This is a genomic window from Nocardia ninae NBRC 108245 (assembly GCF_007990755.1).
In the GTDB taxonomy this organism is placed as follows: Bacteria; Actinomycetota; Actinomycetes; order Mycobacteriales; family Mycobacteriaceae; genus Nocardia; species Nocardia ninae.
On sequence record NZ_BJXA01000019.1, the window covers coordinates 51,692 to 75,740 of the forward strand.

Below are 24,049 nucleotides of genomic sequence, written 5' to 3' on the forward strand. Positions count from 1 at the left end.
ATCCAGACCGCCTGCAAACACAATTCAGCCCGCTCGGCCCCGGCCTACCGGTCGGCCGATAGCCGCAGCAAACTACCTGATAATGGGCCCGATGAGCGTCTCATTAACCGACAGTTCGCGACGAATGTGTGCGGCGGTCTAGGTTCGGGACAGGCCCCCGGTAATGGCTATTCGAATCCGGTTTGTGCGGGTCAACTACCAATTAGGAGAAGAGCATGGATCTGCAGCTCGCAGGCAAGACCGCAGTGGTCACGGCCGCCGGCGGTGGCATCGGCGGCGCTATCACTCAGACACTGATCGCCGAGGGCGCAACCGTGCTCGGTGCCGACCTCGCCGTCACATCGAAGCTGAAGGAAACCGGCGCGATCACCGTCCAGGCCGATCTGACCACCGAGGAGGGCGTCGAGCAGCTGCGCCAAGCGGTCGTCGCCGAATTCGACGGCGTCGATCTGCTGGTCAACGTCGTCGGCGGGCTGGCAGGCCTGCAGCTGGGCAACTTCGCCGATATCGACGACGCGACTTGGCAGAAAGCCTTCCAGCTCAACCTGTTTGCCAATCTGAACGTCACCCGCGCGCTGCGGCCCAACCTGCGCGCGGCGATCGTCAACGTCTCGACCGCGGTCGCCCGCTTCCCCTCGACCGGCCCGTACTGGTACGCCGCCTCGAAGGCCGCACTGGCCGCGTGGAGCAAGAGCCTCGCCAATGAACTCGGCCCGCAAGGCATTCGGGTGAACGCGGTCTCCCCCGGCCTGATCCGCACGCCGCTGTGGGACGAGTACGGCCCGCGGCTCAGCGCGACCTTCCACATGGAGGCCAAGGACTTCATGCCCAACCTGCCGATGCTCGCGCAGGTTCCGCTCAACCGCTGGGCCGAGCCGGAAGAGGTGGCCGCTCTGGTCGCGTTCCTCGGTTCTCCCGTCGCGGGCTTCATCACCGGCGCGGACTACATCATCGACGGCGGCGCCGAAAAGGTCATGTGATCGCAGCGGCAGCTGCCGCTGACGCCACATCAGAAAGGGATGGCCATGTGTGGAATCGTCGGTTGGGTCGACTTCGACCGGGATCTGCGGACGCAAACCCATATCGCACAACGGATGACGGACACCATGGCCCTCCGGGGACCCGATGACGAGGGTCTCTGGGTGCGCGAACACGTCGCGCTCGGCCATCGGCGGCTGGCGGTGATCGATATCGCCGGTGGCAGGCAGCCGATGCGCACCCCGGAGACGACGCACGACGGCGAGCCCTTCCTCGTCATCAGCTACAGCGGTGAGGTCTACAACTTCGCCGAGCTGCGCGAGGAACTACGCGGACTCGGCCACTGGTTCGCCACCCGCAGCGACACCGAGGTGGTGCAGCGCGCCTATCTGCAGTGGGGCACGGACTTCACGCATCGGCTCAATGGCATGTTCGCCTTTGCCATTTGGGACAGCCGGGTGGACGAACTGATCCTGGTGCGCGACCGGCTGGGCATCAAACCGCTCTACTACTACCCGCTGCCGGACGGGGTGCTGTTCGGCTCGGAGCCGAAGGCCATCCTGGCCAACCCGGCCGCCCGCGCCGAGATGGACGCCGACGGCCTCCGGGACGCGCTCGCGGTGGCCCGGGTGCCGGGACGCACGCCGCTGCGCAACCTCTTCGAGCTGCGACCCGGCCATATCCTGCGGGTCCGGCGCGGGCAGCTGCGCGAAGAACGGTACTGGCAGCTGGAGACCCGGCCGCACACCGACGATCTGGATACCACCGTCGGTCACGTCCGCGAACTGCTCGAGGACATCGTGACCAAGCAGATGGTCTCGGATGTGCCGCTGTGCACCCTGCTCTCCGGTGGGCTGGACTCCAGCGTGCTCACCGCACTGGCCCAGCGCACGGCGAGCGCACACGGGGAAGGCCGGGTGCGCAGCTATTCGGTCGATTTCGTCGGCCATACCGAGAACTTCCAGCCGGAGCTGCTGCGCGAGGCGCCGGACACTCCGTTCGCGTTGGAGCTGGCGCGCCACGTCGGCACCGACCACCGGGAGATCCTGCTCGACACCGCGACACTGGTCGAGCCGACGGTCCGGGACGCGGTGCTGCGGGCCTGGGATCTGCCCTACGGCATCGGCGATCAGGATCCCTCGATCTACCAGTTGTTCCGCGGGGTCCGCGAGGCCTCGACGGTGGCACTGTCCGGTGAGGGCGCCGACGAGATCTTCGGCGGCTACCTGTGGTTCCCGGCGGAGCAGCCGACGTTCCCCTGGCACACACCGAGTCCGGTGCCCGCGGCGAAACTCGGCGCGGCTTTCCTCGACCGCGACCTCGCGGCGGCGATCGACCTGGACACCTATGTCAAGGATCAGTACGCCGACGCCGTCCGTCAGGTGGTTCACCTGCCCGACGCCGACGCACTGGAACGGCGCACCCGGATATCCAGCCATCTGCACCTGACCCGATTCCTGGCGATGATGCTGGACCGCAAGGACCGGATGAGCATGGCGACCGGGCTGGAGGTCCGGGTGCCGTTCTGCGATCACCGCCTGGTCGAGTATGTGTACAACGCGCCGTGGTCGCTCAAGACGTTCGACGGCCGGGAGAAGAGTCTGCTCCGCGCCGCCACGAAAGACCTTCTTCCCCATTCCATTTCGCAGCGGAAGAAGGCGCCCTACCCGACCACCCAGGACATCGGCTACGACGTCGCGATCAACCAGGAACTCGGCAAGATCATGGCCGAGCCCGCCTCACCGATCCTGCCGCTGCTCGATGCCGAAGTGGTACGGACACATCTGGACAAACCGATCACCGAGCCGTACTCGATGATCGCCCGCTCGGCCTACACCGAGCCACCGGTGCGGTTGAACGCATGGCTGGCCCTGCACCAGGTGAACCTGGTCGGGATCAACACCTGAGCGCAGCCCGCCTATCTGCCCGTCATCCGACGGTAGCAACAGATTTCGTTTCGCAGTAAGTATCCGGACCGGGGTTCGGAGAATAGGGAGAACGTAGCGGTGGACAACCGTATTTCGACAAACGTTGCACTCTTTCCCGGACAGGGTGGATTCGACGGGGTGGCGCTGGCCAATGCCGCCAAGCGCCACCCCGAGGTGAGTGCCGTGCTGGCCGAGGTCGACACAGTGCCCCTGGCCGAGGTGGGCCGCTCGCTCTCCTCGGCCGTGCTGCGGGCGGAGCCGCCGACGCTCGGCCTGCTACTGGCCGACGAGCCGTGGGTTTCCCAGCTCGCGATCTACGCGACCTCGGTCGCCGTGTATCGCGTGCTGCACGCGGCCGGCCTGCGGCCGAGCATCCATATGGGACACAGCCTCGGCGAGATCGCCGCGCTGGTCAGCGCGGGCGTGTACTCGGTCGCCGACGGGGCGCGGATCATCTGGCACCGGGTGCAGGCGGTCGGCGAACTGGATCTGCCCGACAGCTACATGGCCGCCGTCGGCGCGGACCCGCGCAAGACCCGGACGCTGGTGGAGCTGGCGGAGAACGCCGATCTCGCGGTCGCCGTGGAGAATCACGCGCGGCAGACCGTGGTGTCCGGCCCGCGGGACGCGATGGACGCCCTGCGCGGCCTCACCACCGCGATCGGAATCTCCTTCGTCCGGCTCGATTCGCCCGCCCCGTTCCACAGCCCGCTGCTGCGGACGGCGTGCCTCGGCTTGGCCGCGCGAATCCGCGACATCCCGGCGAATCCGCCACAGACAGAGGTGTATTCGCCGATCCTGAATAGGTCCTACACCGCCGACGACGACATCGCCGAGCTGTTGGCGAGCCATCTCGTCGCACCGGTGCGTTTCGGGGACGGCGTCCGCGCGCTGTACGCGCGGGGGGTGCGCGGCTTCGTCGAATGCGGCGCGCTCGGCACGCTGTGCAAGTTCACCGCGAAGACCCTCGAGACCGATCCGCACACCGCCGTGCCCGCGCTGCCCGCCGGCGCGACCGAAGTGGCGCTGCCGCGGCTGCGCGCTGCGGGCCTGCTCGGTGCGGGCGCCGCCCACTCGGACTTCGACACGTTCTGGGACCTGCACGGCACCGAGATCATCGCGCACGTCCGGCGCACGTTCGAGAACGGGCACACCGTCGGCCTGCCGGACCGCGATCCGGTCAGTGTGCCGGAACCTGTTGCACCACAGCCTTTTGCGGCTACCAACGGTGCGCACGCCACCAATGGCGCGCATGCTGGGAACGGCGTGGCCGCCACCGACGGCGCGCGCGCCGACAACGGCGAACCCGCACGGGACGAAGTGGCGGGCACGCTGCGCACCATGTACGCCGAGGCGCTGGAATACCCGATCGAGGTGTTCACCGACGAAGTCGAACTGGAGGCCGAGCTCGGCATCGACTCGGTCAAGCAGATCGAGCTGCTGAACCGGGTGTCCGAGGAGTACGGCCTGCAACCGAGGACCGACGGTTTCCGGCTGGCCGACTACGACACGATGGGCAAGGTCATCGGGTACACGATGACCAGACTATCGGAGCGGGAATCCGTCGATGTCTGAGCTACGCGGCAAACTGGCATTGGTCACCGGTGGGGCGCACGGCGTCGGCAAGGCCATCACCACCGCGCTGCTCGAGCGCGGCGCGGACGTGGTCGTCAACTACTTCCACTCGCATGCGGCGGCCAAGGAGACCGCGCGCGAACTCGGCTCGCTCGGCCGGATCGAGTTGATCCGCGGCTCGGTGGCGCGCCCGGATCAGGTCACCCGAATGTTCGCCGAGATCGACGAGCGGTTCGGCCGCCTGGACATCCTGGTGAACAATGCCGCCTCCGGCGCCCTAGTGCCGGACGACGAGGTCACCGACGAACAGCTCGATCTGGGCTGGAACACGAATGTCAAAGGCGCACTGCGATGTTCGCAGCACGCCGCGGAGTTGATGCGGCGGCAGGGCCGAGGCGCGATCGTCAACATCTCCGCGCTGGGTGGTTCGCAGTTCGTGATGGCGAACTACCTCGCGTGCGCCCCGGCCAAGGCGGCGATGGAGACGATGACCCGATACCTGGCCGCGCGTTATGCCGCGGCGGGCATCCGGGTCAACACCGCCTCGGCCGCGATGTTGGTCAGCGACGTAGCCGACGCCTTCCCGGAGGCCGAGGCGATGCAGCGGGCGATCGCCGCGGCGACCCCACTCGGAAGGCTCGGCACCCCAGCGGAATTCGCGGATCTGGTGGCATTCCTGGCGAGCGAGCAGGCGCGGTGGATCACCGGACAGACCGTACTCGCCGACGGCGGCCTTTCGCTCGGTGTGCCGCTGCTGTCAGCGTCGGCCGAACTCGCCTCGGAGACACCGGTTCCCGGGCAAGCCGCTGCGGCCATGGGTACCGAACCGGTGCCGAGCGCTGCGGTCGCCGGCGCACGGCCCGTGGCCGAGACCTCGGTCACCGAACCACACGTTTCCGCCGACGGCGTCGACGCACGGTCCGAGGCCACGACCTCGGTCACCGAACCGGAGATCCCCGTCGAAGACGACGAGATCGCGATCGTCGGCATCGGTATGGCCGTGGCCGGCGCGAACAGTCCAGAAGAGTTCTGGGAGTTGCGCAATACCGGCGCCGACCTGTTCGTCCCCGTGCCGGTGGACCGCTGGGAACGGGATTCGTTCCACTCCACCGACGACAGCGCGGAGGACAAGGCGTATCAGGACCGGTGCGTGTTCATCACCGAATTCTCGCCCACCGAGGGCGGATTCGATCCCGCCGATCCCGTCGGCAACCACGAATTCACTACATCCTGGTTGCGGCACAGCGTGATTCAGGCCATGCGCGGAGTCGGCACCCGGCCGGCCGATCGATTCCGCGCCGTCATCGGCTACACCCCCGACGGCAACCAGCACCTGGAAGAGGCGGGCGTGCTCGCGGCCGCCGTGGACCGGGCGGACACCATTCTCGCCGAACTGGCGCCCGCATCCCGGGATTTCCTGCGCGCGGAGATCGCCGGCACCCTCAGCGAACGGTATCGGCGCGGCGCCGACGCCAACGTGGCCCGCTTCCTGCCGCATCGGGTGGGCAGGCTGGCCATCGATGGTGTGCTGCCGGCGGCGACCACGGTGCAGATGGTGGACACCGCGTGCTCGTCCTCGCTCTATGCCGTGGATATCGGGGCCAAGGCCCTGCTCGACGGCGCGGTAGACCTCGCGGTCTGCGGCGGCGCCTTCGCGCTCGGCCCGCGCGGCACGGTGTTGTTCTCCAAACTGCGTGGCCTGTCCAAGAAGGGCGAGGTGCGCTCGCTGGACCGCGACGCGGACGGGGTCATCTTCGCCGACGGCGCGGCCGTGGTCGTGCTCAAGCGACTGAGCCGGGCCCGCGCGGACGGCGACGACGTGCTCGGCGTGCTGCGCAGCACCGGTACCTCCTCCGACGGCAAGGGCAAGGCGATCTACGCGCCGAACCCCAAGGGCCAAGCCCGGGCGATCGCGCGGGCCCGCGAGACCGATCCGCCGATCCCGGTGGACTGGATCATCGCGCACGCCACCGGCACTCCGGCCGGCGACATGGCCGAGCTGAAGACCCTGCACGAAAGCTATGGCGCCGAGGCGATTCCGGTCACCTCGAACAAGTCGCTGATCGGGCACACCGGCTGGGCGGCTGGCGTGGTGTCGCTGATCGAGGCCACCCTCGGCCTGCGTTACGGCGTCGTGCCGCCCCAATTCCGTTTCACCGCACCGCCGGTCGACTTCCCGGCCGACCGATCCCGGTTGACCATCCCGACCGAGGCGCGGGCGCTGCCCGCGCAGCAGGATCGCCCGCGCACGGTCGCGGTGACCGGCTTCGGTTTCGGTGGCACCAACGCCCATCTGCTGCTGTCCGAGCAGCATCCGGCCGCGGTCCCGACGACAACCGCGTCGAAGCGGCGCGACGGCCGGATCGCGATCGTCGGCTGGGCGGCCCACCTGCCCGGCTTGGCCGATCGGACTGCGATCGAGGCCTGGCTGCGCGGCACCGGCCCCGGCCCGGCCGACAGCTTCGGCGCGAAGTACCCGACGCCGACCTTCGACAAGGTGCGGCTGCCGCCGCCGACCGTGCGGACCGTGGACCGCTGCCAGCTGATGATCCTGGAGTGCGGTCACCAACTGCGCAGGCAGCTCGGCGACTCCTGGCAGGACCACGCGGACCGGACCGGTGTGTTCGTCGGCAATCTCGGCCCGACCCGGGCGGGCATGCTGTACGCCAATCGCTGCTACTTGGACGATATCTCGGGCGCGCTCTACCGGAACCCCCGGCTGGCCGAGTCCGAGCTGCTGCCGAAGCTGCTCGACGGCCTGTACGAACACGCGCAGCACCTGGTCCCACCGTCCAACGAGGATTCGTTCTCCGGGATCATGCCGAACATCATCTCGGCCAGGCTGGCGAACTACTTCGACCTGCACGGGCCGAACCTCACTTTGGACGCGGGCCTGGCCTCCACGCTGTCCGCTTTCGATGTGGCCTGCCAGTATCTGCGCGCGGGCGATATCGATGTCGCGCTCGCGGGCGGTATCAACGGCAACGATCTGGCCGAATTGCGGCCGCTGCTCGCCGAGCTGCTGCCGGACACGGCCCCCGCCGACGGCGCGTTCTTGTTCGCGCTGGCCACCGAGGAGGTCGCGGTGGCATCCGGGATGCCGATCCTCGCCATCGTGGACGAGATCGGTGTCGTGGACAAGACGGCGAAATCCGCTGCGGCCGTTGCCGAATGCGGCGTTCCCGCGCCGGCGACCGCACGCTACCTCGGGGCCGCGGGCGGGCTGGAGGTCCTTCGCCTGCTGCTGACCGGGAGCGGCACGGCGGATGTGGTGTGCCACGGCGAGCCGGATACCCCGGCGACCCGGATCGGCCTCACCATCCCCGCTACCGAGACCCCGCCGCTGCCCGAGCGATTCCGCTCGCCCGATGCCTATGGCCCCGGTGCCGCATGCAGGGTAAAACGTCATGTCCCCGAGCTGGTTCCGGTACCGGCCGAGGCGATCCGCCCGGCCCTGCCGTTCCTCCCCGCCGGAGTCGTCCTGCTCACCGACGATCCGGAACTCGTTGCCGCGCTCGGCCCACTCCCCGACGACGCGATCGTGCTGTGCGGCACGCCGGCCACCGCGGACGCGGTAGACGCCGCGCTCGCCGGTCGGACGCCGAAAGATGTTCGGGTACTGGTCGATCTGGCCGCGTCGGCACCCGTGGCGAACTGCCTGACCGAGGGCGCGCCCGCGGTGGAGGCGTTGCACGATCTGTTGTTCCTGGTGCTGCGCCGGGCCGAACACGCCTCGGTGTTCGCACTGCTGCTCGGCGGTCTGCACCGCGAGGTGCCGCACCCCTACAGCGGACTGTTCACCGGGCTGATGAAGGCCGCCCATCTGGAAGCACCGGACACGGAGCGGTTCGCCCTGGTCACCACGACGCAGGACGTGACAGCAGGGGCACTGCTCGTCGAGGCGGAGACCCGCCGAAACCGGGTATTGCCGGTGGTCTTCGACCGTTCGGGCACCCGCTGCGCCTACACCCTCGTCGAACGCCCGCTCGACCTCGCCGAGACCGGCCCGCGGTTGTCCGCGTCCTCCGTGGTCGTCGCGGTCGGCGGCGCCAGGGGCATCACCGCGGAGTTGGTCAAGGCGCTGGCCGCGGACTTCGGCCCGAAGCTGTATCTGCTGGGCAGCAACCCGCTCGACGACTATCCGGCGGACACGTTCATCGGGACCGACGCCGAGTTCGCCGCAGGCCGCAAGCAGTGGCTGCGCGACCAGTTGACGACCCGGCCGGGCACTCCGGTCGCGACGCTGAACCGCGAGTTCAACCGCATGCTCGACGCGCGGGCGGCCCGCGGCAACATCGACGCGATGGCGCGGCTCTGCGGCGCCGCTCGGGTCCGGTACTCGACCTGCGATGTCACCGACGAGGCCTCGGTGCGCCGGGCGATCGGCGAGATCCTGGCCACCGAGTCCGGCATCGATCTGCTGATCAACGCGGCGGGCAAGAACAGCTCGGCGTTGTTGCCCCGCAAGGACTTCGCGGCGTTCCGCGGCGTGCGGGACCTGAAGCTGCGCTCGCATCGCAACCTGAAGAAGGCCCTCGCGGACACTCCCGTCGGCCTGTGGTGCAGCTTCGGTTCGCTGCTCGGCTTCTTCGGCCAGCGTGGCGAGAGCGACTACGCGGCAGGCAACGATTTCCTCGCCACGGCAGGCGAATTCGCGGCACGGGTGCAGGGCCGAGACGAGGTGACCATCGGGTGGACGCTGTGGAGCGGCACCGGGATGGGCGCGGGCGATCTCATCAGCAAGTACTACGAGCGCGCCGACTCCTATTCGAATATGGCGGTGGCCGAGGGCATTCACCATTTCGTCCGCGAACTGCACGCGGCCGAACGGGTGCCGCACATCGTGCATCTCGGTGCCGCGGAGCGGCGCACGGTGACTTCCTTCTACCCCGGGTTCTTCACCGGCACCACCCGAACAGGCGATCACCACCTGCGCCACACCGTGTCGCGCACCGAGGACAGCGCGGTCTACGAGTGTCCGATGACCGAGCAGGCCGACGGCTACCTGTACGGCCACACGGTCCGCGGGCACGCAACGCTGCCAGGCCTTTTCGTCACCGAGATCGCTGCGGAGGCCGCCCTGTCGCTGCGCCCCGAACTCGTCGTGATCGGCTTCGAGGACCTGGTGTTCGAGCGCTTCGTCCAGGTACGCCCGGATCTCGACGTCCCGCCGAAACGCATTCACGCGAGCGTCGGCACCGCGACCGCCGACCTGGTCACCGTCGACGTGCACATCACCTCGGACATCGTCGCACCGACCGGGTCGGTCATCGCGAAGGACAAGCCGCACTTCACCTGTCGCGTGCTGCTCGCCCCTGTGGCGAACACCGCGCTGCGCTGGCAGGACTGGACCACCGATCCGGCCGAACGCGCCGTACCGGACCCCTATCACCTGCCCGGCTCGCCGGTGCGCCTGTCCGGACCGTTCGTCTGCACCACCGACACCCGCACCCATCCGCGCGGCGCGCGAGCGAGGTTCCGGCCGGAGCTGACCGACGCGGATCCGGTCTGGTCGACGTTCCTCATGCCGAGCCTGCTGCTCGACGGCATGGCCAGGATGGGCGCGCTGCACCCGACGAGAGCCGGGCTGCTGCCGGTGGCGGTGCCCACCTCGGTGCGCCGCATCGACCTGTACCAGCAGGCGAACGATATCGAACTGGCCCAAGCGGGCCCGCTCGAGCTATACGCGACCCCCGCCGAGTTCACGTTGGACGGTCCGGCCTCGAACCGGTTCGTGGCCGCCCGACCGGACGGCGGCGTGGTCGCGCAGATCAAGGACATCGGGGCGAAAGTACTCGGTTATGTCGACCCCGCCGACGGAACGTTCCACACTTCGGGAGAAACGCATGGTTGACCGGCAAGCCCCAGGGCCAGAGGGTGACCACCTGATGGGCGCGCTGAGCAAGTTCAAGAGCAATTCGCTCGGCCTGATCACCGATCTGCAAGGCAAGTACGGCGGCATCGTCCGGGTGAAGCTCGGGCCGTATCTCGTGCACCAGCTCACCGAGCCGAGCGCGATCAAGCATGTGCTGCAAGACAATCCGGACAACTACCGGCGCGGCCGCTTCTACCAGGGCTTCAACCTGTTCATGGGCCGGGGGATGCTGACCACCGACGGCGCGGAATGGCGCAAGCGCAAGCAGCTCAGCCAGCCGTTCTTTCAGCGCGCCAGGATCGAAGCGGCCGCGCCGATCATCACCGACTGCGTCGAGGACCTGTTGGCGCGCTGGTCCGGCCCCGCCGAGCGGGGTGAGGTCATCGATATCACCGACGACCTGATGTGGCTGTCCATGGGTGTGCTCAGCCGCGCGCTGTTCGGTATCGACCTGCGCGAACGCGCCGAGGAACTGGTGCCCGCGGTGCGCTTCTCGCTCAAGGCGATGATCATCACCGGCAAGGTGGAGCAGATGCTGCCGCAGTGGGTGCCCACCCGCTATCAACGCGACCTCAAGCGCTATCAGGCCGTGCTGAACAATGTCATCGACGACGTCATCACCGCGCAGCAGGGCACCGACGACGACAACCTGGTCAACGCGTTGCTCGCGGCGCGCGACCCCGATACCGGCGAACCGTGGGACCGCCGGGCGATCCGGGCCGAGCTGAAGACCCACTTCATGGCCGGGCACGAGACCACCGGCTGCGGCCTGGCGTGGACGCTGTACTCGATCGCCCAGCACGTCGATGTCCGGCGCAAGCTGACCGACGAACTGGACACCGTGCTCGACGGCCGCACGCCGACCGTCGAAGACCTGGCGAACCTGCCGTACCTGCGGCAGGTCGTGGACGAGTCGCTGCGGCTCAACCCGCCGATCTGGCTGTTCCCCAGGGAGGCCATCGCGGACGACGAGATCGGCGGCTACCACGTGCCCGCCGGCACGAGCGTGCTGATCCCGCCGTACGCGGCCCACCACAATCCGGAGGTCTGGGACTCGCCGGAGGCGTTCGACCCGGAGCGGTTCTGCCCGGCCGGTCCCGGCCCGAAACGGTACTCGTACCTGCCCTTCGGCGGTGGCGGACGCCGGTGCATCGGCAGTCATCTGGCCACCTTGGAGTTGCAACTGACCGTCGCGATGGTCGCGCAGCGCTACCGGCTGAGCCTGGCGTCGGGTGAGCACGTGCTGCCCACCGGGCTGGTGTCGCTGCGGCCGCAGCCCGGCGTGCGGATGCGTCTGGAACCGGTCGTCCGGGCGTGACGCACGAGCTCGGTGCCGGGGCGACGGTCCGGCGCTTCCGCTGGGTGAATGTGCCTGTCCCGGTGCTCGAGTCGCCGTCCCGTCTCGCCGGGCGCCGGGTCGCCGTCTGCAACGGCACCGACGCGGCGGCCGAGGCGGTCTCGGTCGCCCTCGCCCGGGGCGGCGCCGTGTCCTGGCGGCCGGGCGAGCCCGGTGCGCCGGACGCGATCGTCGACCTGACGCTGCCCGACCGTTTCGACCCCGGCGATCTGCACGCGGCGGACAAGGCCGTGACGCGCACGCTCGCGCTGCTGCGGCACTGCTACCCGGACTGGACCGAGGAGGTCGACGCCCGCAGGCTCGCCTACCTCGCGGTGACCTACCTGGACGGCGAGTCCGGCTACCGCGGCGACCCGATCCACCAGCCGCTCGGCGGACTCTGGGCCGGTCTGGCCAAGACCCTCCCCCGGGAGATCCCGAACGTCAACGCGCGCGTAATCGACGTGGCGCGACCTGATCTCGCGGAACTTCCCGACCTCGTCGCCGCCGAACTATATGCGCGCGGCCCCGCCGAGATCGGCTATCGCGACGGTGTACGGCGGTCGCTGGTGCCGCGGCCCGAGCCGGTCGGGGCGCCGACGGTCACCCTCACCGAGGACGATGTCGTGCTCGTCTGCGGTGGCGGCACCGGGATCGGCTTCGAACTGGCGCGTGCGCTCGCCCGTGAGCACGGCTGCCGTGTCGTGGTGACCGGGCGGGCGCAACCGCCGGACGGCACCGAGGACTGGCTCGGCCTGGACGAAGCCGGATTCGAGGCGTATCGGCAGGAGCACCTCCGCGCCGCGGCGGGCACCGGGCGGGTTCGCGAGGTCCGCGGGCGGCTCGGCAAACTGGCGAACCTGCGCGCGTTGCAGGCGAATCTGCGTTCGGTCGCCGAATCCGGTCTGCCACTGCGCTATTCGCGTTGCGACCATGCCGATCCCGCCGATCTCGACCGGCTGTTGGACGAGATCGGGCCGCAACTGGCGGGCGTGGTCTACCTGGCCGGGGTCGACCGGCCCGCGCGGCTGCCGAAGAAGTCCGACAGCGACTTCCTGGCAGGCATCTCGGTCAAGGTCACCGGCTTTCTGCGACTGGTCACCGCGTTACGCGAGCGAAAGCCGAGGTTCCTCTGCGCCTCCGGTTCGCTGACCGGACGGCTCGGCGGCATGGTCGGCGAGCTGGACTACGCGGCGGCCAACGAGGCGCTGGCGCGAATCAGCTTGTGGGCCAAGGCAACCAGTGAGCTGGATGTCGTCACGGTCTGCTGGCCGCTCTGGCGCGACCTGAGCGTATCGGCCAACATGGACGCCGCGCTGAAGTACATGCCCGCCATGGACCCGGCCGAGGGTTTGGCGCGCTGGAACGCGGAGCTGCTCGCCCCGCACGCAGGCGAGGCCGCCTTCCTCGGACCCATCGGCCCGGGGGTAAGCCTCGCGCAGGCCGGTCAATTCACGGTCGAGCCCGGGCTGCCCGGCTTCGACGAGGTGTATCCGAAGATCTTCCACCGCGGCGAACCGGTGCGGTGGCGGCCAGGGGCCGAGCTGGTCGCCGAGATCGGCTTCACCGCCGACACCACGCCGATCGCCGCGGACTTCCTCGTCCACGGCGATCCCGCGCTGCCGGTGTCGATCCTGTTGGAGAACGTGCTGCGCAGCTGTGCCTGGCTGGTGCCGGAGCAACCACGCGAGCTCACCGGGGTAACAGTGGACCCGGCAGGACTGCGTCTCGTCGGCGGCACGCTCGCGCTCGAGCGCCGCGCCGAGGTCGACGCTGACGGCCGATCGATCGCGGTCTCGGTGCACGCGGGTGCTACCGCGGTCGCCCGGCTCACAGTGCGCTACGACGATCCACGCGAACCACCGCCGCTCGCGATCCCGGCCTCGGCGGGCGAACCGATCCCCGCGCCGTCGGGCCCGTTGCGCTGGCGGGGCTCGATAGTCCGCCTGGCGCAGTGGCGACGGCATCCCGGCGGCACGCTCACCGCCTCGGTCCAGCACACCGAGCCTGCCGATCTGTGGGCGGCCGAGCCCGCTCCCGAACCGCCGCTGCCGATTTCGGCACTGGAGAACATCCTGCGGATGGCACCTCTCGACCCCGATGGTGTCCTCCGCATCGACCGGCTCGTGCTCGGTCGACAGCCGGGACGGGCGGATCTCGTCCTCGGCGACCCATCCGCAGGCGCCTGGTGCGCGATCGACCGCCGGAGCGGGCGCGTCGCGCTGAATCTGCGCCGCTCGAATCACCGACCGTAAATCGAGGAGACAGCCATGGCCGAGCTGACCATGCACGAGATCTACAACGAGGAGTACCTGGACGACCCGTACCCGCTGTTCCAGCGGATACGCGAGGTCGACCCGGTGTACTGGGACGAGCGGATGGGCGACAGCGGTGGCTGGATGGTCACCGGTTACGAGCCCGCGATGACCGCGTTGATGGACCCGAGACTGACTGCGAAGCGGCCGAGTTGGGATCCGAGCAGGCTGCCCGAGGACAGCGAGCCGGCGCACACCGACGCGATGACCTCGCTCAACAAGCAGGTCGTGGTGTCCGAGCTGCCCGGCCACACCCGGATTCGCAAGCTGTTCAACCGGCCGTTCATGCCGAAACCGGTCGAGCGGATGCGGGAAGAGATCATGAAGACCGCGGATCGGTTGCTCGACCGCGCGCTCGTCGGTGGCAGCGGCCAGCTGGACGCGATGGGGGACTTCGGATTCGCCATGCCCGCAACGAGTCTCGGCGGAGTGCTCGGAATTCCGAAGAAGCAGAACTACCTACCGTGGATGTTCAGCCTCGGCATGCTCATCGACGACGGACCGGTCGCGCAGAAGACCCAGCCGAAACTGCTGCGCGGGGTACACGACTACCTGGAGTTCTTCCGCGGCCAGATCGATGAGCGCCGCGACGGCGCGGGCTACGACGACATGATGCAGATCCTCGCCGACGCCTACACCACCCGCGAGTTCAGCGACGAACGGGAACTGCACGCGAATCTGGCGTTTCTGCTCACCGCGGGCCAGATCAGCACCGCGCACCAGATCGGCAACACGATCATGCATCTGCTGCGGGCACCCGAGCTGTACGAGCGGCTGCGCGCCGAACCCGAACTGGTGCCCGCGTTCTCGCCGGAACTGATGCGTTTCGATGCCTCGATCCAGCTGACCAAGCGCCGCGTCATCGAGCCGATGGAACTCGGCGGGCACGAATTGCCCGCCGGCGCCGAGATCTTCATCTGGATCGGTGCCGCGCACCGGGATCCGGACCGGTTCATCGATCCCGACCGGCTCGACCTCGACCGCGAGGACGTCACCCATCTCACCTTCGGCCGTGGTATCCACTACTGCCTCGGCGCTCAACTCGGCAAGCTCGTGCACGACATCGCGGTGCAGGCCTTCCTCGAGCGGGTCCCTTGCCCTCGACTCGCGGTCGAGGGCAAGGTCAAACGCTCGATCATGCCGACATTTCGCGGTCCTTATCAGCTGCCGGTGGCGTTCGGTTAGCGCGGGTGATGGACAGCCCGCCGGTGGTCTTGAGTTTGCGCAAGGTCGGGCTGTCCTTTCGGCCGATTCGCCGCCGCTGAATCGGCGTGCGCGGATCCGGCAGTAGCCGCTGTACCAAGAAATAGGATCGCAGCCCTATTTTGACCGCGAGTTCGCCGAGTGGGTGCGGTTCGTCCAATTGCATCACGCGCCGGACATTCACCGGAACAACGCTCAGCATGATGGTCCGGCCGATCGGCTGCCAGCGTCCCGGAAACCAGCGGTCGCAGAATTGCTGAATGAACGCCTCGCTCACCAGGTGACCATTATCCGTACGCTCCCAGTCGCGGGCATCGTAGTCATCCGCGAAATCGGCGAGCGATTCGAAATCCGCCGGAAAGTCCACCACCGGAACGTCGCCCTCGGACGTCAGTTGCGCACAGATATCACGGGCCCAGAGGTGAAAGGCGATCCGCAGCCGCTCGTCGAAACCGGGCAGACCGATGTACCGCTGCAACCGGTGCGGCACGACCGCGAGCAGGCACATCCCCTGCACGTAGTCGTCGTTGTGCGCGAAAGCGCCTGGTAGACGCCTCGCGACTCCGGCATGGATCCGATTCAACCGGCGCACGGACTCGCGCACCTCTTCGCTGTCCGGCGAATAGAGGTACCAGGTCCAGAAGAAATACATACTGTCCTCGAACCGTCGCTGTGGCCGATCGATCGATTTCCGCCCGAATGCCAGCGCGTCCCCGCCGTGCGGCGGCATCGTCACGTCCATGAAGTTCAACGCATAACCGATGTTCAAGAACATTTCACCGAGTCGATACTCCCCGAAAAGCCGGACAATTTCATGGTACTCAGTGTGCGGATCCAGCTTCGCCATCTCCTTGTCCAACCATTTATACCCACGCATCACAACACCCTCAGATAGACAACCAAGACAGAAACAGCCTAATGGCAGCACCGGTTGAAAAGCGACGAACTCTTACGCCAAAAACTATGGGCTGGACAAACATCGAAATATGCGATTCCGCGTCGTACCGTCACCTACGCCGACAACAACTCGCCCGTCGATTCCGTGCATCGCCGGACTGCCAGAACTCAGGGTTGCCATAGACCTATCGGTCTACTACGGTCCGTATGGACCGATCGGTTCACCGGCGAAGGAGTTTGCTCCATGTCCGACCGCACCACGGGCCAGCCCTGGCGACGCCCCACCCTCATCGCGACGCTCATCGCCGCGTTCATCACGCAGAATTTGATCGCGGTGCCCTATGTGCAGCGCAATGGGCCGAAGTCGGTGCTCGATTTCTTCGTCGGCGACATCTACAAGACGGTGCCGGGCCGGTTCGCGATGGTGGACCTCGGCTTCGTCGTGCTCGGCTTCCACGCGTGGGCGTTCGCGGAAGCGCGGCGCCTCGGCATCCTGCGCTGGTGGGCCGCCTCGTTCGTGCTGACGTTCTCGGTCGGCATCGCCACCGCGATCCCGTTCTTCCTGCTGGTCCGCGACTTCACGGTCGATAAAGCAGCAGAGCGCGAAGGCGCGGTCCTACCCGCCGCGGCCTAGTCGGCGAGCCCGTATACCGCGAGTATGCCTTTGTGGTCGCTGCACCACCGCGGTGGCGACGCGGCGAAGTTGTCCTGAGTGGTTTCCTGCTGCCGGGTACCGCGCACGATGGATCCGCGGGGGCCGACGAGGCCGACGGAAGTCAGTGTCAGCGCGGCCCCGTTGGCGAAGACGAAGTCGACGCGGTCGCGCTCGTCGGCCTCCGGCGCCCAGGCGAGTTCGACGACGTCCACCTCCGCGTTGTCCGACGGCCAGGTGAGTCCGGGGTGGGTGTCCGGATCGGGGTACATCGATCGGTAGGCATCGATGAAACCAGCTTGGTGCAGACGCCGAGTGGACTCCCACGGCAGTACTACACCGTTGTGGTCGAACATGTGCGCGGTGGCAGGCGTCCAATCCAGCACCGACGGCTCGTTCAGGTCGCCACCCATGATGACCGAAGCCCCTTGGCCGATCTCGGTTTTCGCGTCCGCGAGAAACGCGCTGATGACGTCGGGGCGGCCGGAGGCAGCGTTCACGCGATGGATCACGGCCGGATCCGTCACCGGGCCGCCCGGCATCTTGTCGAAGTTGTACTCGGCGAACTCGTCCGGCGCCGGAACCCCGGGACCGTAGCCGCGGGGCAGGTTGGCGGCATACCAGCGAAACTCCAGATGCGACGAGTAGGCGGTCAGCCGTTTCCCGTCGATGTTCAACCGCGCCTTGACCATCCATTGCAGGTCGGCGCTGTCCTCGATAGGAAACACCGTCAGAATGCCCGTGTCATGCGAGCTGACGGCATTGAACTCGTACCCGCGCCCCGCCAGTTCGGCCGCGACATCCGTCGTGGCGTCGGTCGCCTCCGACAGCAGCGCGATCGAAGCCCGGGTCTCGATGATGAGATCGGCGATCAGCTGAGTGCCGTGCGCGACCTTGCTACCGCTGTGCCACGTATTGAAGGCAAGCACCCGAATCTCGCGTCCCGCGCCGGCCCCCGCCGCACGCTCGTCATCGTTTCGCGTCATCAACCCATCATGGCCTGCATCGGCACACTGGCGACCACCGACATCGTCACAAGAACGGCCCCGATCCCGCCGCCACCATCCGCCCCCAGATCTGCGGGTCCCAGCCGTTGGCGGTGATGAGGATGTCGGCGTAGGCATGAGGTAGTCATCGTCGTTGTCGGCGGCTACCTGCTGTATTGCGCCGGACCCGTCTTCGGAGTCACGAAACGTGTCGAGGACAGGACCCCCAGTTCCCGGTGAGCCGCCGGCACCTCGTGACGAAGTCGAACTGCACTACTTCTCCGCTGCGGTATTCGCCGTAGCGCTTACGGTCCTGCCGGGTGCGCTGTTCCTGTCGCAGGGTTGATCACCGGTCACGTGGCTCGTACTGGTGTCATGCAAACCGTCGGCTGCTTGCAGTTCAGCCGAGCGCATATTCGCGGGCCGCATGCAGCGTAGGGCGGACGACGCGGGTGATGTACGGCGTGGAATCGCTACGGCCCCAATTCAGATCACCCGTGCGTGCTGCGGGATGGGTGAACTTTGCCCACAGCATCGTGGCATTGCCGATCTGGACCAGGTCCAGGTGCTCGGTGATAGGTGTGTAGGCGTCCATCCGCGGCGCCAGCAGCCTGGCCAGCGGGGTGGACTGGACGATGCACAGCTGCGGCTGCAGGATCTGCATCGTCGCGGCAAGGTGTTCAAAGCAGTTGTGTGCCATCGCTTTCGTGCCAAGCGAGGCCACGCTGTGCGCCTGCTTCACCGTGCAAAGCCGAACGTTGACCAGTGCGTACGCCCACATCACATGCACCGGCGTCGGCGAGTTCTGTAGCTGCAGACACTCACCGGCCGGATCGCGACCGGTGTCACGTGCGAACGCCAGGCGCAGCGCTGTCGTCGTGCCACGCATGTGCGCATGTCGCGCTGTGAACGGCTTGTCGATCGCCTCGCGTTGCTGCTCACGCCGCCGGGTCAGTCCAATGTGCGGATCAGCGCGCCCCACATCCATGCCAAGACACATAACACGCCAAGGCTTCTCGCCGACGTGAATGTCGTAGTGCGGACCGATGTGTGAGAGCTGACCTTCGTAGAACTCGATCGAAGCGGGATCGGTGCTCTTGTTCTGATCCCGCACCGCCGAACGTCGACAGCTGGCCGCGTTGACACACGTGAACACCTCACCATCGAGCACGTTGTCCGACATATAGTCCTTCAAGGCAGCAACACGATTCGCCGTCGCAGGTGGATCCGAGCGGAACATCCGCCCATCGTCGCACTCGTAACTGGTCCACACAGTGGCTACGGCAGACAATCGGCTGGAGTCCTACGGTGTCGCACTCTCTGGATCCCTGAGCTCAGTGGCCAGTACGACCCGCACAATCCGTCGCACAGCATGCCTGGAGGGATGATCGACGGTCCTACCCCTACCCCGGCCCCGTTCTGGCTGCAGGTCGAACGGGGCCGAATCTTGTCGCGTCATGAGCAGTCGTAGCGGTAGGTGTACGGATAGTAGGGGCATGTGCGGCAGTCGAAGATGTAGATGCCGCCGCCGTCGCCGAGGGTGAGTCCGTGTGGGCTGATGAGGTGTGCGAGGTCGCGGTGAATCACGGTCGGGTCCGTGGCGGGTTGGTCTTCGCGAGGTAGCCAGATGCGCCAGTCGTCGCCGTTGAATTCCATGCTGTTGATGGTGAGCAGGTGGTTCATAGGTTCTTTACAGGTAGGGCAGTCGGGCCAGTCCGGTGATTGGGTCCAGGTCGGGTAGCCGCTAACCTTCACGCCGGGCGATACCGCCAGATCTGAGTCGAACAACCAGCCTGTCGCCTGCTCGAGCTGATCGAAACGATCCTCGAGTACGACGTAGAGTTCTCGGGGCAGGTCGGCGCCGGGGTAGTCGATGACCCGTTCGGGGTGCAGGATGCAGGGGGTTGGCAGGTATTCGGGCTGCGCGCCGTGTGGGTGGGGCGGTCGGTATTGGTGCTGATCGCATCGGGAGCTGTCGCGCCAGTGCAGTTGCGGTCGCGGCGCATAGCGGGGTAGGTGATCGTGCGGACACCAAAGCACCTGCAGAACATCGGTTTCCGTGGGGAACGGTAGGTCGGGGATGTCGTCGGCGTACAACTGCAGCACGGGTATAAGCGGTTCGCCATTCGGTGTAGCCTGCCTCGGGAAAAGAATTTTTCGGTTGAGCGGGTCCGCGTGCATGTCGAAGCATCGTGGCCACGGTTCTCCTTGTGGCCACAGCAGCGGTCCGCCCAGCGAACTGTTCCGCATCTCTGCTCGTCCCGGCCGGGGATGCAGGCGCACCGCTTCCCGTCGGTACTCGGCAAGCTCGGGAAACAGGGTTTCCACGTCGACTGGCCTCGGTGGAGTCGTTCGCGGCATGGACGAAGCCTAGGGATCTACCATCGTCATCGTCCAGCGACGGTGTCCACTGGGCTGTCCTCGGTTGTTGTCCGCTCGGTTGCGAGAATCAGGACACTGATTGTAGATGGCGGTTGGCCTTTCGAACTCCGATGGGGTGAGCCAGCCGAGGCTGGAGTGTCGTCGTTAGCGGTTGTGGAAGATCCCGATGTAGTCGAAGATCGCGTTGACCAACTCGGTGCGGGTCTTCCACTTCTTACGATCGAGAAGCTCGATTTGCATTCTGCTCCAATAAGACTCGATCATCGCGTTGTCGTAGCCGTCCCCGATGGTGCCCATCGAGCCGACCAAGCCGGCTTCGGTGATGCGACGGCTGAACGCCCAGGAGGTGAATTGGGAGCCATGGTCGCTATGGAGCACCGTCGCATCGGGTGAGCGAGAGGCAATGGCCATATCGAGTGCGCTGAGCACCAGCGATGCCGTCTGGCGGGAGTCGATGGCCCAGCCGACGATGCGGCGAGAGTAGACGTCGATTACCGCGCAGCAGTAGACCTTTCGTCGATGATCAAGGCTACGGCTCGCTCACGGAATTGCGGTGGGTACATCATCGGCACGGGCGGAGATCCTTCCACGGGTAGGAATCTCACAACCCAGCGGACAGGACATCAGGACAGCCCAGTCGAGCTGCACGTCGCAGTACCCCGAAGCCGGTGAGCTATGTTTTAGGCCGAGGCAGTTGCACCCAGTGACGCGCGTTCATGGCTGTTAGCGTCGAAGTATGGAAACTTCGGCACCTCCGGACGACTCTGGCCGTGCCGCGGCGTACGATCCGATCGCGGAAGCTTACGCTGCGGAGAACGCGACCAGTCTGCTCAACGAGTACTACAACAGGCCTGCGATCCGTGATCTGCTCGGTGACGTCTCCGGTAAGCACGTGCTCGACGCGGGGTGTGGCTCCGGTCCAACGCTTGTCGACTTGATCGAGGGCGGAGCGACGGCCGTCGGAATCGACGGTAGCAAGGCTCTGATCGACATCGCGCGCGACCGCGTCGGAAGCGCCGCAGAGCTATACGTCGCAGATCTAGCTGACCCGTTGCCATTCGACGACTCCACCTTCGACGACGTCGTGTGCTCTCTGACCCTCCACTACCTCGAGGACTGGCATTCTCCGCTAACGGAGATCCGACGGGTGCTAAAGCCCGGAGGCCGCCTGATCCTGTCTGTGGAGCATCCGCTTGTCATGTGGTTCACCGCCCTCCAGGCAGGCACCACGACGAACTACTTCGCCACGCGGCCCCGGCACGTGACGGACATGGCAGGCCAGGACGCCGACCTAACGTTTTGGGACCGGTCACTGTCGACGATGTTCAAGACATTCTTCGACACCGGATTTCGAGTGACCCACCTCGATGAACCTGGCCCCGCACCGGAGGCGCTGGAGCGGTTCCCAGAATTCTTCGAAGATAAGGATGACCCCCGCTTTCTGGCCTTCCTGTTCCTGGCCCTGGTCCCGGCAGCTTGATCTGTGCCCAGATCCGATCAGTCCTGTCGGTTAACTCCAGCCAGTTCCAGCGGCTGTTCAGGTTGCCAAGGCTGTCGATCCGCCAGGTTTATGACCCGGCGAAGGCTTTCGGAGGCCGGGCGTGACCGGAAGCATGCCTCGTGCAATGAATGCCTCGTGGATCATCTGTGCCATACGGTGCCGGTGGGGACGGGCGTCGGCGACGTCATTGCTGTGCTGGTATCGGCGTGCGCTAGCCACACTGCGAGAGCGCTACTGGACAGTGACCCTCACGGGGGGCAGCGGGGAACACCAAACCGGCCGTTCGGTTCGAGCGCGCAGCGGCGGGTAACCGCACGCATAAGACGACGTGCGCTCCACTTTCCGGGAACTAGGAGGTCGGTATGACCACGAACGACAACGGAGGCATAGAACACGCATTGGTGCCCGCTCTCACCAAGATGGCGATGCCGGTCGTGGACGCACGAAGACTGCTGGGTGCGATTTCCCCCTTTCGGGACGTCGAGGGCAATTCCCCTGGGCCGGGGACCACGATCGTCGACCTCCCCGACGACACGGCGTGGGAGGCGCCGCCGGGTCATCCGCCCGGGACCTTCGAAACAGTGCCGATCCTCGGTTCCTTCCTCAAGCCCGGCTTCTACGTTTGCTATGCCCGCTGGTTTCCCGGCTGGATGAGCACACCGCACTCGTACCTGACCGACCGGCAAGCGATCGTGGTGTCGGGAACCTGGTCCGTCGGCGCGGGCACCCGCATCGATCTCGCGTCCACCATACCGATGACCCAGGGACAGTACGCAATTCGGAAGGCAGGCACCTCACACTACGACGGGACTCTGCCGGATGCGACCGAACCGGCGGTGTTCATACTGTTCGGCTACGGACCCGCGATACCGATCCTCGTCGACCCGACCCGACCTCCATATGTCCAGCTCTGAAGATGTCGCATGCGTGGGGGTCCGCGCCCAGGATGCCGGTGGCTCGGTCACGATCGACGACGCCGACCATGCGGGCGCCATCTGCAGTCTCGAGGGAGTTGTCGATGGGATCGTCGATGCCCATATGCATGAGTGGGATCCGTTCCAGACCCCGAGGGAGGCCAGCGGTCTGGCGAAGATGTATCGACTGGCACCCGGCTTTGTCGAAAAGCACTTCCGGAGGCTGGCGGGGCAGCCGAACCAGGAACTTCTTCTCACCCCGAAAAATGCGGCGCTGCCGTACCTCCCCGACCAGTACACCGCGGATGCCGAGGGGGTGGCCGAGGCGGTGGGGGCGCCGATCCGCTCGGTCGTGCACTGCGAGGCGGGGTGGGCGGCCAAGGGGGCGCTGGCGGCGGCCGACGAGACGCGGTGGCTGATGTCCCTACCCTTCGGCAAGGACGGCCGTCCGAGCCTGGCCGCGATCATAGCCCGAGCGGACCCGAGGGATCCGGAGTGCAGAACTCTGCTCGATACTCACCTGGAGGTGAGTACGAAGGTCAAATGCATACGCCAGCTTGCCGCCTGGCACCCGGACCCGAAGGTCAAGAGCCTGTGCGATATGCCCGGACTACTGGCCAGCCGGGATTTCCTGGCAGGGTTCCCCGCCGTGGCGGAACGGGGCCTGTCCTTCGAGGCCACCGTCAATTCGAACCAACTCGCGGACGTCCCGATCCTGGCGCGTGAATTCCCGCAGACGACGATCGTGGTGAGCCACCTCGCCACCCCGATCGGACTCTTCGGGCCCATGGGGTCGCGGACCGGATGGACGATGGCCCAGCGCGCTGGCATCGCCGGCGAATGGCGGGACGGGATCTCGGCCGTGGCCGAATATCCGAACGTGGTCGCCAAGAGCTCGGGCTTCGCATTTCCCCAACTCGGGTACGGCCACGAACCGGAGGGCAATATCGGTCGCTACGAGGTACTCCGCGACCTCTGGCGTCCCCTGATGGACCATGTGATCGACGCCTTCGGAGTCGACCGTCTGATGTTCGGCTCGAACTTCCCCATGGACAGACCGAATACGACAGTGCCCACCGTAGCGGGCATGCTGGTCGACCTTCTCGGCCCCCGCGGCGACGATGCCCTCCGCAAAGTCTTCCGCGACAACGCCCAACGAATATACGAACTCGACAACTGAACAACAGGCGTGAGACACCAATCGACGGATCGTGCATTACGGCGTGTCAGAGCGGATTCCGGCGACACTTCGATAGCTTGCTCACAATCGCGGGTCGCCCGGTGTTGCCCGCCGATCGTGAGGGTCGTCCGATGATGGTTCCGGACACCTCGCCGAGCTGACTCACGCGGACTAGGGTCGGCAATGCTGATTCGGTGGTGATCGCGCTGCCTCCCAAAGGCACGACCCGCCCTGCTTCATCGAGGTGTAGCCCTGGGGCGAGATGGGCCGCACAGCATCGCTGTATTGCTGCTCGACCATTTCGAACACCTGCTCGAGCAGGAATGG

General features: G+C 66.8%; 15 protein-coding genes and 1 pseudogene. 11 read left to right on the forward strand and 5 right to left on the reverse strand.

Annotated elements, in window-relative coordinates:
• Positions 1–215 precede the first annotated feature (215 nt).
• The 7 genes from NN4_RS16305 (at position 216) to NN4_RS16335 (ending at position 15,192) form a co-directional block, all read left to right on the forward strand.
• Entirely contained in the window at positions 216–980 is a 765-nt protein-coding gene (locus NN4_RS16305; protein ID WP_147131550.1) for an SDR family oxidoreductase, read from the forward strand.
• A 45-nt stretch (positions 981–1,025) separates the two neighbouring features.
• The gene (gene asnB / locus NN4_RS16310) at positions 1,026–2,885 is read left to right on the forward strand and encodes an asparagine synthase (glutamine-hydrolyzing) (RefSeq protein WP_147131553.1); all 1,860 of its coding nucleotides are present in this window, start codon (positions 1,026–1,028) and stop codon (positions 2,883–2,885) included.
• Between the two features lie 99 nt (positions 2,886–2,984).
• Positions 2,985–4,481, forward strand: coding sequence for an acyltransferase domain-containing protein (locus NN4_RS16315; protein ID WP_147131556.1), 1,497 nt, complete (start codon positions 2,985–2,987; stop codon positions 4,479–4,481).
• Positions 4,474–10,335, forward strand: a complete 5,862-nt coding sequence (locus NN4_RS16320; protein WP_147131561.1) for an SDR family oxidoreductase — start codon at positions 4,474–4,476, stop codon at positions 10,333–10,335. Before NN4_RS16315 ends, NN4_RS16320 begins: the two co-directional genes overlap by 8 nt.
• On the forward strand, positions 10,328–11,674 hold the full coding sequence (locus NN4_RS16325) for a cytochrome P450 (RefSeq protein ID WP_186818468.1): 1,347 nt from the start codon (positions 10,328–10,330) through the stop codon (positions 11,672–11,674). The genes NN4_RS16320 and NN4_RS16325 overlap by 8 nt, the downstream gene beginning before the upstream one ends.
• On the forward strand, positions 11,671–13,947 hold the full coding sequence (locus tag NN4_RS16330; RefSeq protein WP_147131568.1) for a KR domain-containing protein: 2,277 nt from the start codon (positions 11,671–11,673) through the stop codon (positions 13,945–13,947). The genes NN4_RS16325 and NN4_RS16330 overlap by 4 nt, the downstream gene beginning before the upstream one ends.
• A gap of 15 nt (positions 13,948–13,962) precedes the next feature.
• Positions 13,963–15,192 carry a cytochrome P450 gene (locus NN4_RS16335; RefSeq protein ID WP_147131571.1) on the forward strand — a complete coding sequence of 410 codons (1,230 nt, stop codon included), beginning with the start codon at positions 13,963–13,965 and terminating at the stop codon, positions 15,190–15,192.
• On the opposite strand, the gene NN4_RS16340 is transcribed toward NN4_RS16335, so the two are convergent.
• The gene (locus tag NN4_RS16340; protein ID WP_147131574.1) at positions 15,143–16,087 is read right to left on the reverse strand and encodes an oxygenase MpaB family protein; all 945 of its coding nucleotides are present in this window, start codon (positions 16,085–16,087) and stop codon (positions 15,143–15,145) included. The two genes, NN4_RS16335 and NN4_RS16340, sit on opposite strands and share 50 nt — an antisense overlap.
• A gap of 264 nt (positions 16,088–16,351) precedes the next feature.
• Here NN4_RS16340 and NN4_RS16345 point away from each other — a divergent pair, with 264 nt between their 5' ends.
• Positions 16,352–16,741, forward strand: a complete 390-nt coding sequence (locus NN4_RS16345; protein ID WP_147131578.1) for a DUF2834 domain-containing protein — start codon at positions 16,352–16,354, stop codon at positions 16,739–16,741.
• Here the strand turns inward: NN4_RS16345 and NN4_RS16350 are convergent.
• From NN4_RS16350 to NN4_RS16365, 4 genes and pseudogenes are all read right to left on the reverse strand, one after another.
• On the reverse strand, positions 16,738–17,745 hold the full coding sequence (locus NN4_RS16350; protein WP_186818469.1) for an endonuclease/exonuclease/phosphatase family protein: 1,008 nt from the start codon (positions 17,743–17,745) through the stop codon (positions 16,738–16,740). The genes NN4_RS16345 and NN4_RS16350 overlap by 4 nt on opposite strands.
• A gap of 400 nt (positions 17,746–18,145) precedes the next feature.
• On the reverse strand, positions 18,146–18,985 hold the full coding sequence (locus NN4_RS16355) for a hypothetical protein (RefSeq protein WP_147131581.1): 840 nt from the start codon (positions 18,983–18,985) through the stop codon (positions 18,146–18,148).
• Between the two features lie 215 nt (positions 18,986–19,200).
• Entirely contained in the window at positions 19,201–19,926 is a 726-nt protein-coding gene (locus tag NN4_RS16360) for a hypothetical protein (RefSeq protein ID WP_222595086.1), read from the reverse strand.
• A gap of 348 nt (positions 19,927–20,274) precedes the next feature.
• Positions 20,275–20,640: pseudogene (locus NN4_RS16365) on the reverse strand (transposase); the annotation flags it as partial.
• Positions 20,641–20,863: 223 nt separating this feature from the next.
• Here NN4_RS16365 and NN4_RS16370 point away from each other — a divergent pair.
• The 3 genes from NN4_RS16370 (at position 20,864) to NN4_RS16380 (ending at position 23,722) form a co-directional block, all read left to right on the forward strand.
• On the forward strand, positions 20,864–21,607 hold the full coding sequence (locus tag NN4_RS16370) for a class I SAM-dependent methyltransferase (protein WP_147131590.1): 744 nt from the start codon (positions 20,864–20,866) through the stop codon (positions 21,605–21,607).
• Positions 21,608–21,990: 383 nt separating this feature from the next.
• Positions 21,991–22,542, forward strand: coding sequence for a cupin domain-containing protein (locus tag NN4_RS16375; RefSeq protein WP_147131593.1), 552 nt, complete (start codon positions 21,991–21,993; stop codon positions 22,540–22,542).
• A gap of 13 nt (positions 22,543–22,555) precedes the next feature.
• Positions 22,556–23,722 (forward strand): amidohydrolase family protein, encoded by a 1,167-nt coding sequence (locus NN4_RS16380; RefSeq protein ID WP_186818470.1) that lies wholly within the window; start codon positions 22,556–22,558, stop codon positions 23,720–23,722.
• Positions 23,723–24,049: the final 327 nt, after the last annotated feature.

Coding starts and splice junctions, on each gene's coding strand:
- NN4_RS16305 (WP_147131550.1), top strand. CDS start 216: ATGGATCTGCAGCTCGCAGGCAAGACCGCAGTGGTCACGGCCGCCGGC.
- asnB (WP_147131553.1), top strand. CDS start 1,026: ATGTGTGGAATCGTCGGTTGGGTCGACTTCGACCGGGATCTGCGGACG.
- NN4_RS16320 (WP_147131561.1), top strand. CDS start 4,474: ATGTCTGAGCTACGCGGCAAACTGGCATTGGTCACCGGTGGGGCGCAC.
- NN4_RS16325 (WP_186818468.1), top strand. CDS start 10,328: ATGGTTGACCGGCAAGCCCCAGGGCCAGAGGGTGACCACCTGATGGGC.
- NN4_RS16335 (WP_147131571.1), top strand. CDS start 13,963: ATGGCCGAGCTGACCATGCACGAGATCTACAACGAGGAGTACCTGGAC.
- NN4_RS16340 (WP_147131574.1), bottom strand. CDS start 16,087: ATGCGTGGGTATAAATGGTTGGACAAGGAGATGGCGAAGCTGGATCCG.
- NN4_RS16345 (WP_147131578.1), top strand. CDS start 16,352: ATGTCCGACCGCACCACGGGCCAGCCCTGGCGACGCCCCACCCTCATC.
- NN4_RS16350 (WP_186818469.1), bottom strand. CDS start 17,745: ATGACGCGAAACGATGACGAGCGTGCGGCGGGGGCCGGCGCGGGACGC.
- NN4_RS16355 (WP_147131581.1), bottom strand. CDS start 18,985: ATGTTCCGCTCGGATCCACCTGCGACGGCGAATCGTGTTGCTGCCTTG.
- NN4_RS16360 (WP_222595086.1), bottom strand. CDS start 19,926: ATGCACGCGGACCCGCTCAACCGAAAAATTCTTTTCCCGAGGCAGGCT.
- NN4_RS16370 (WP_147131590.1), top strand. CDS start 20,864: ATGGAAACTTCGGCACCTCCGGACGACTCTGGCCGTGCCGCGGCGTAC.
- NN4_RS16375 (WP_147131593.1), top strand. CDS start 21,991: ATGACCACGAACGACAACGGAGGCATAGAACACGCATTGGTGCCCGCT.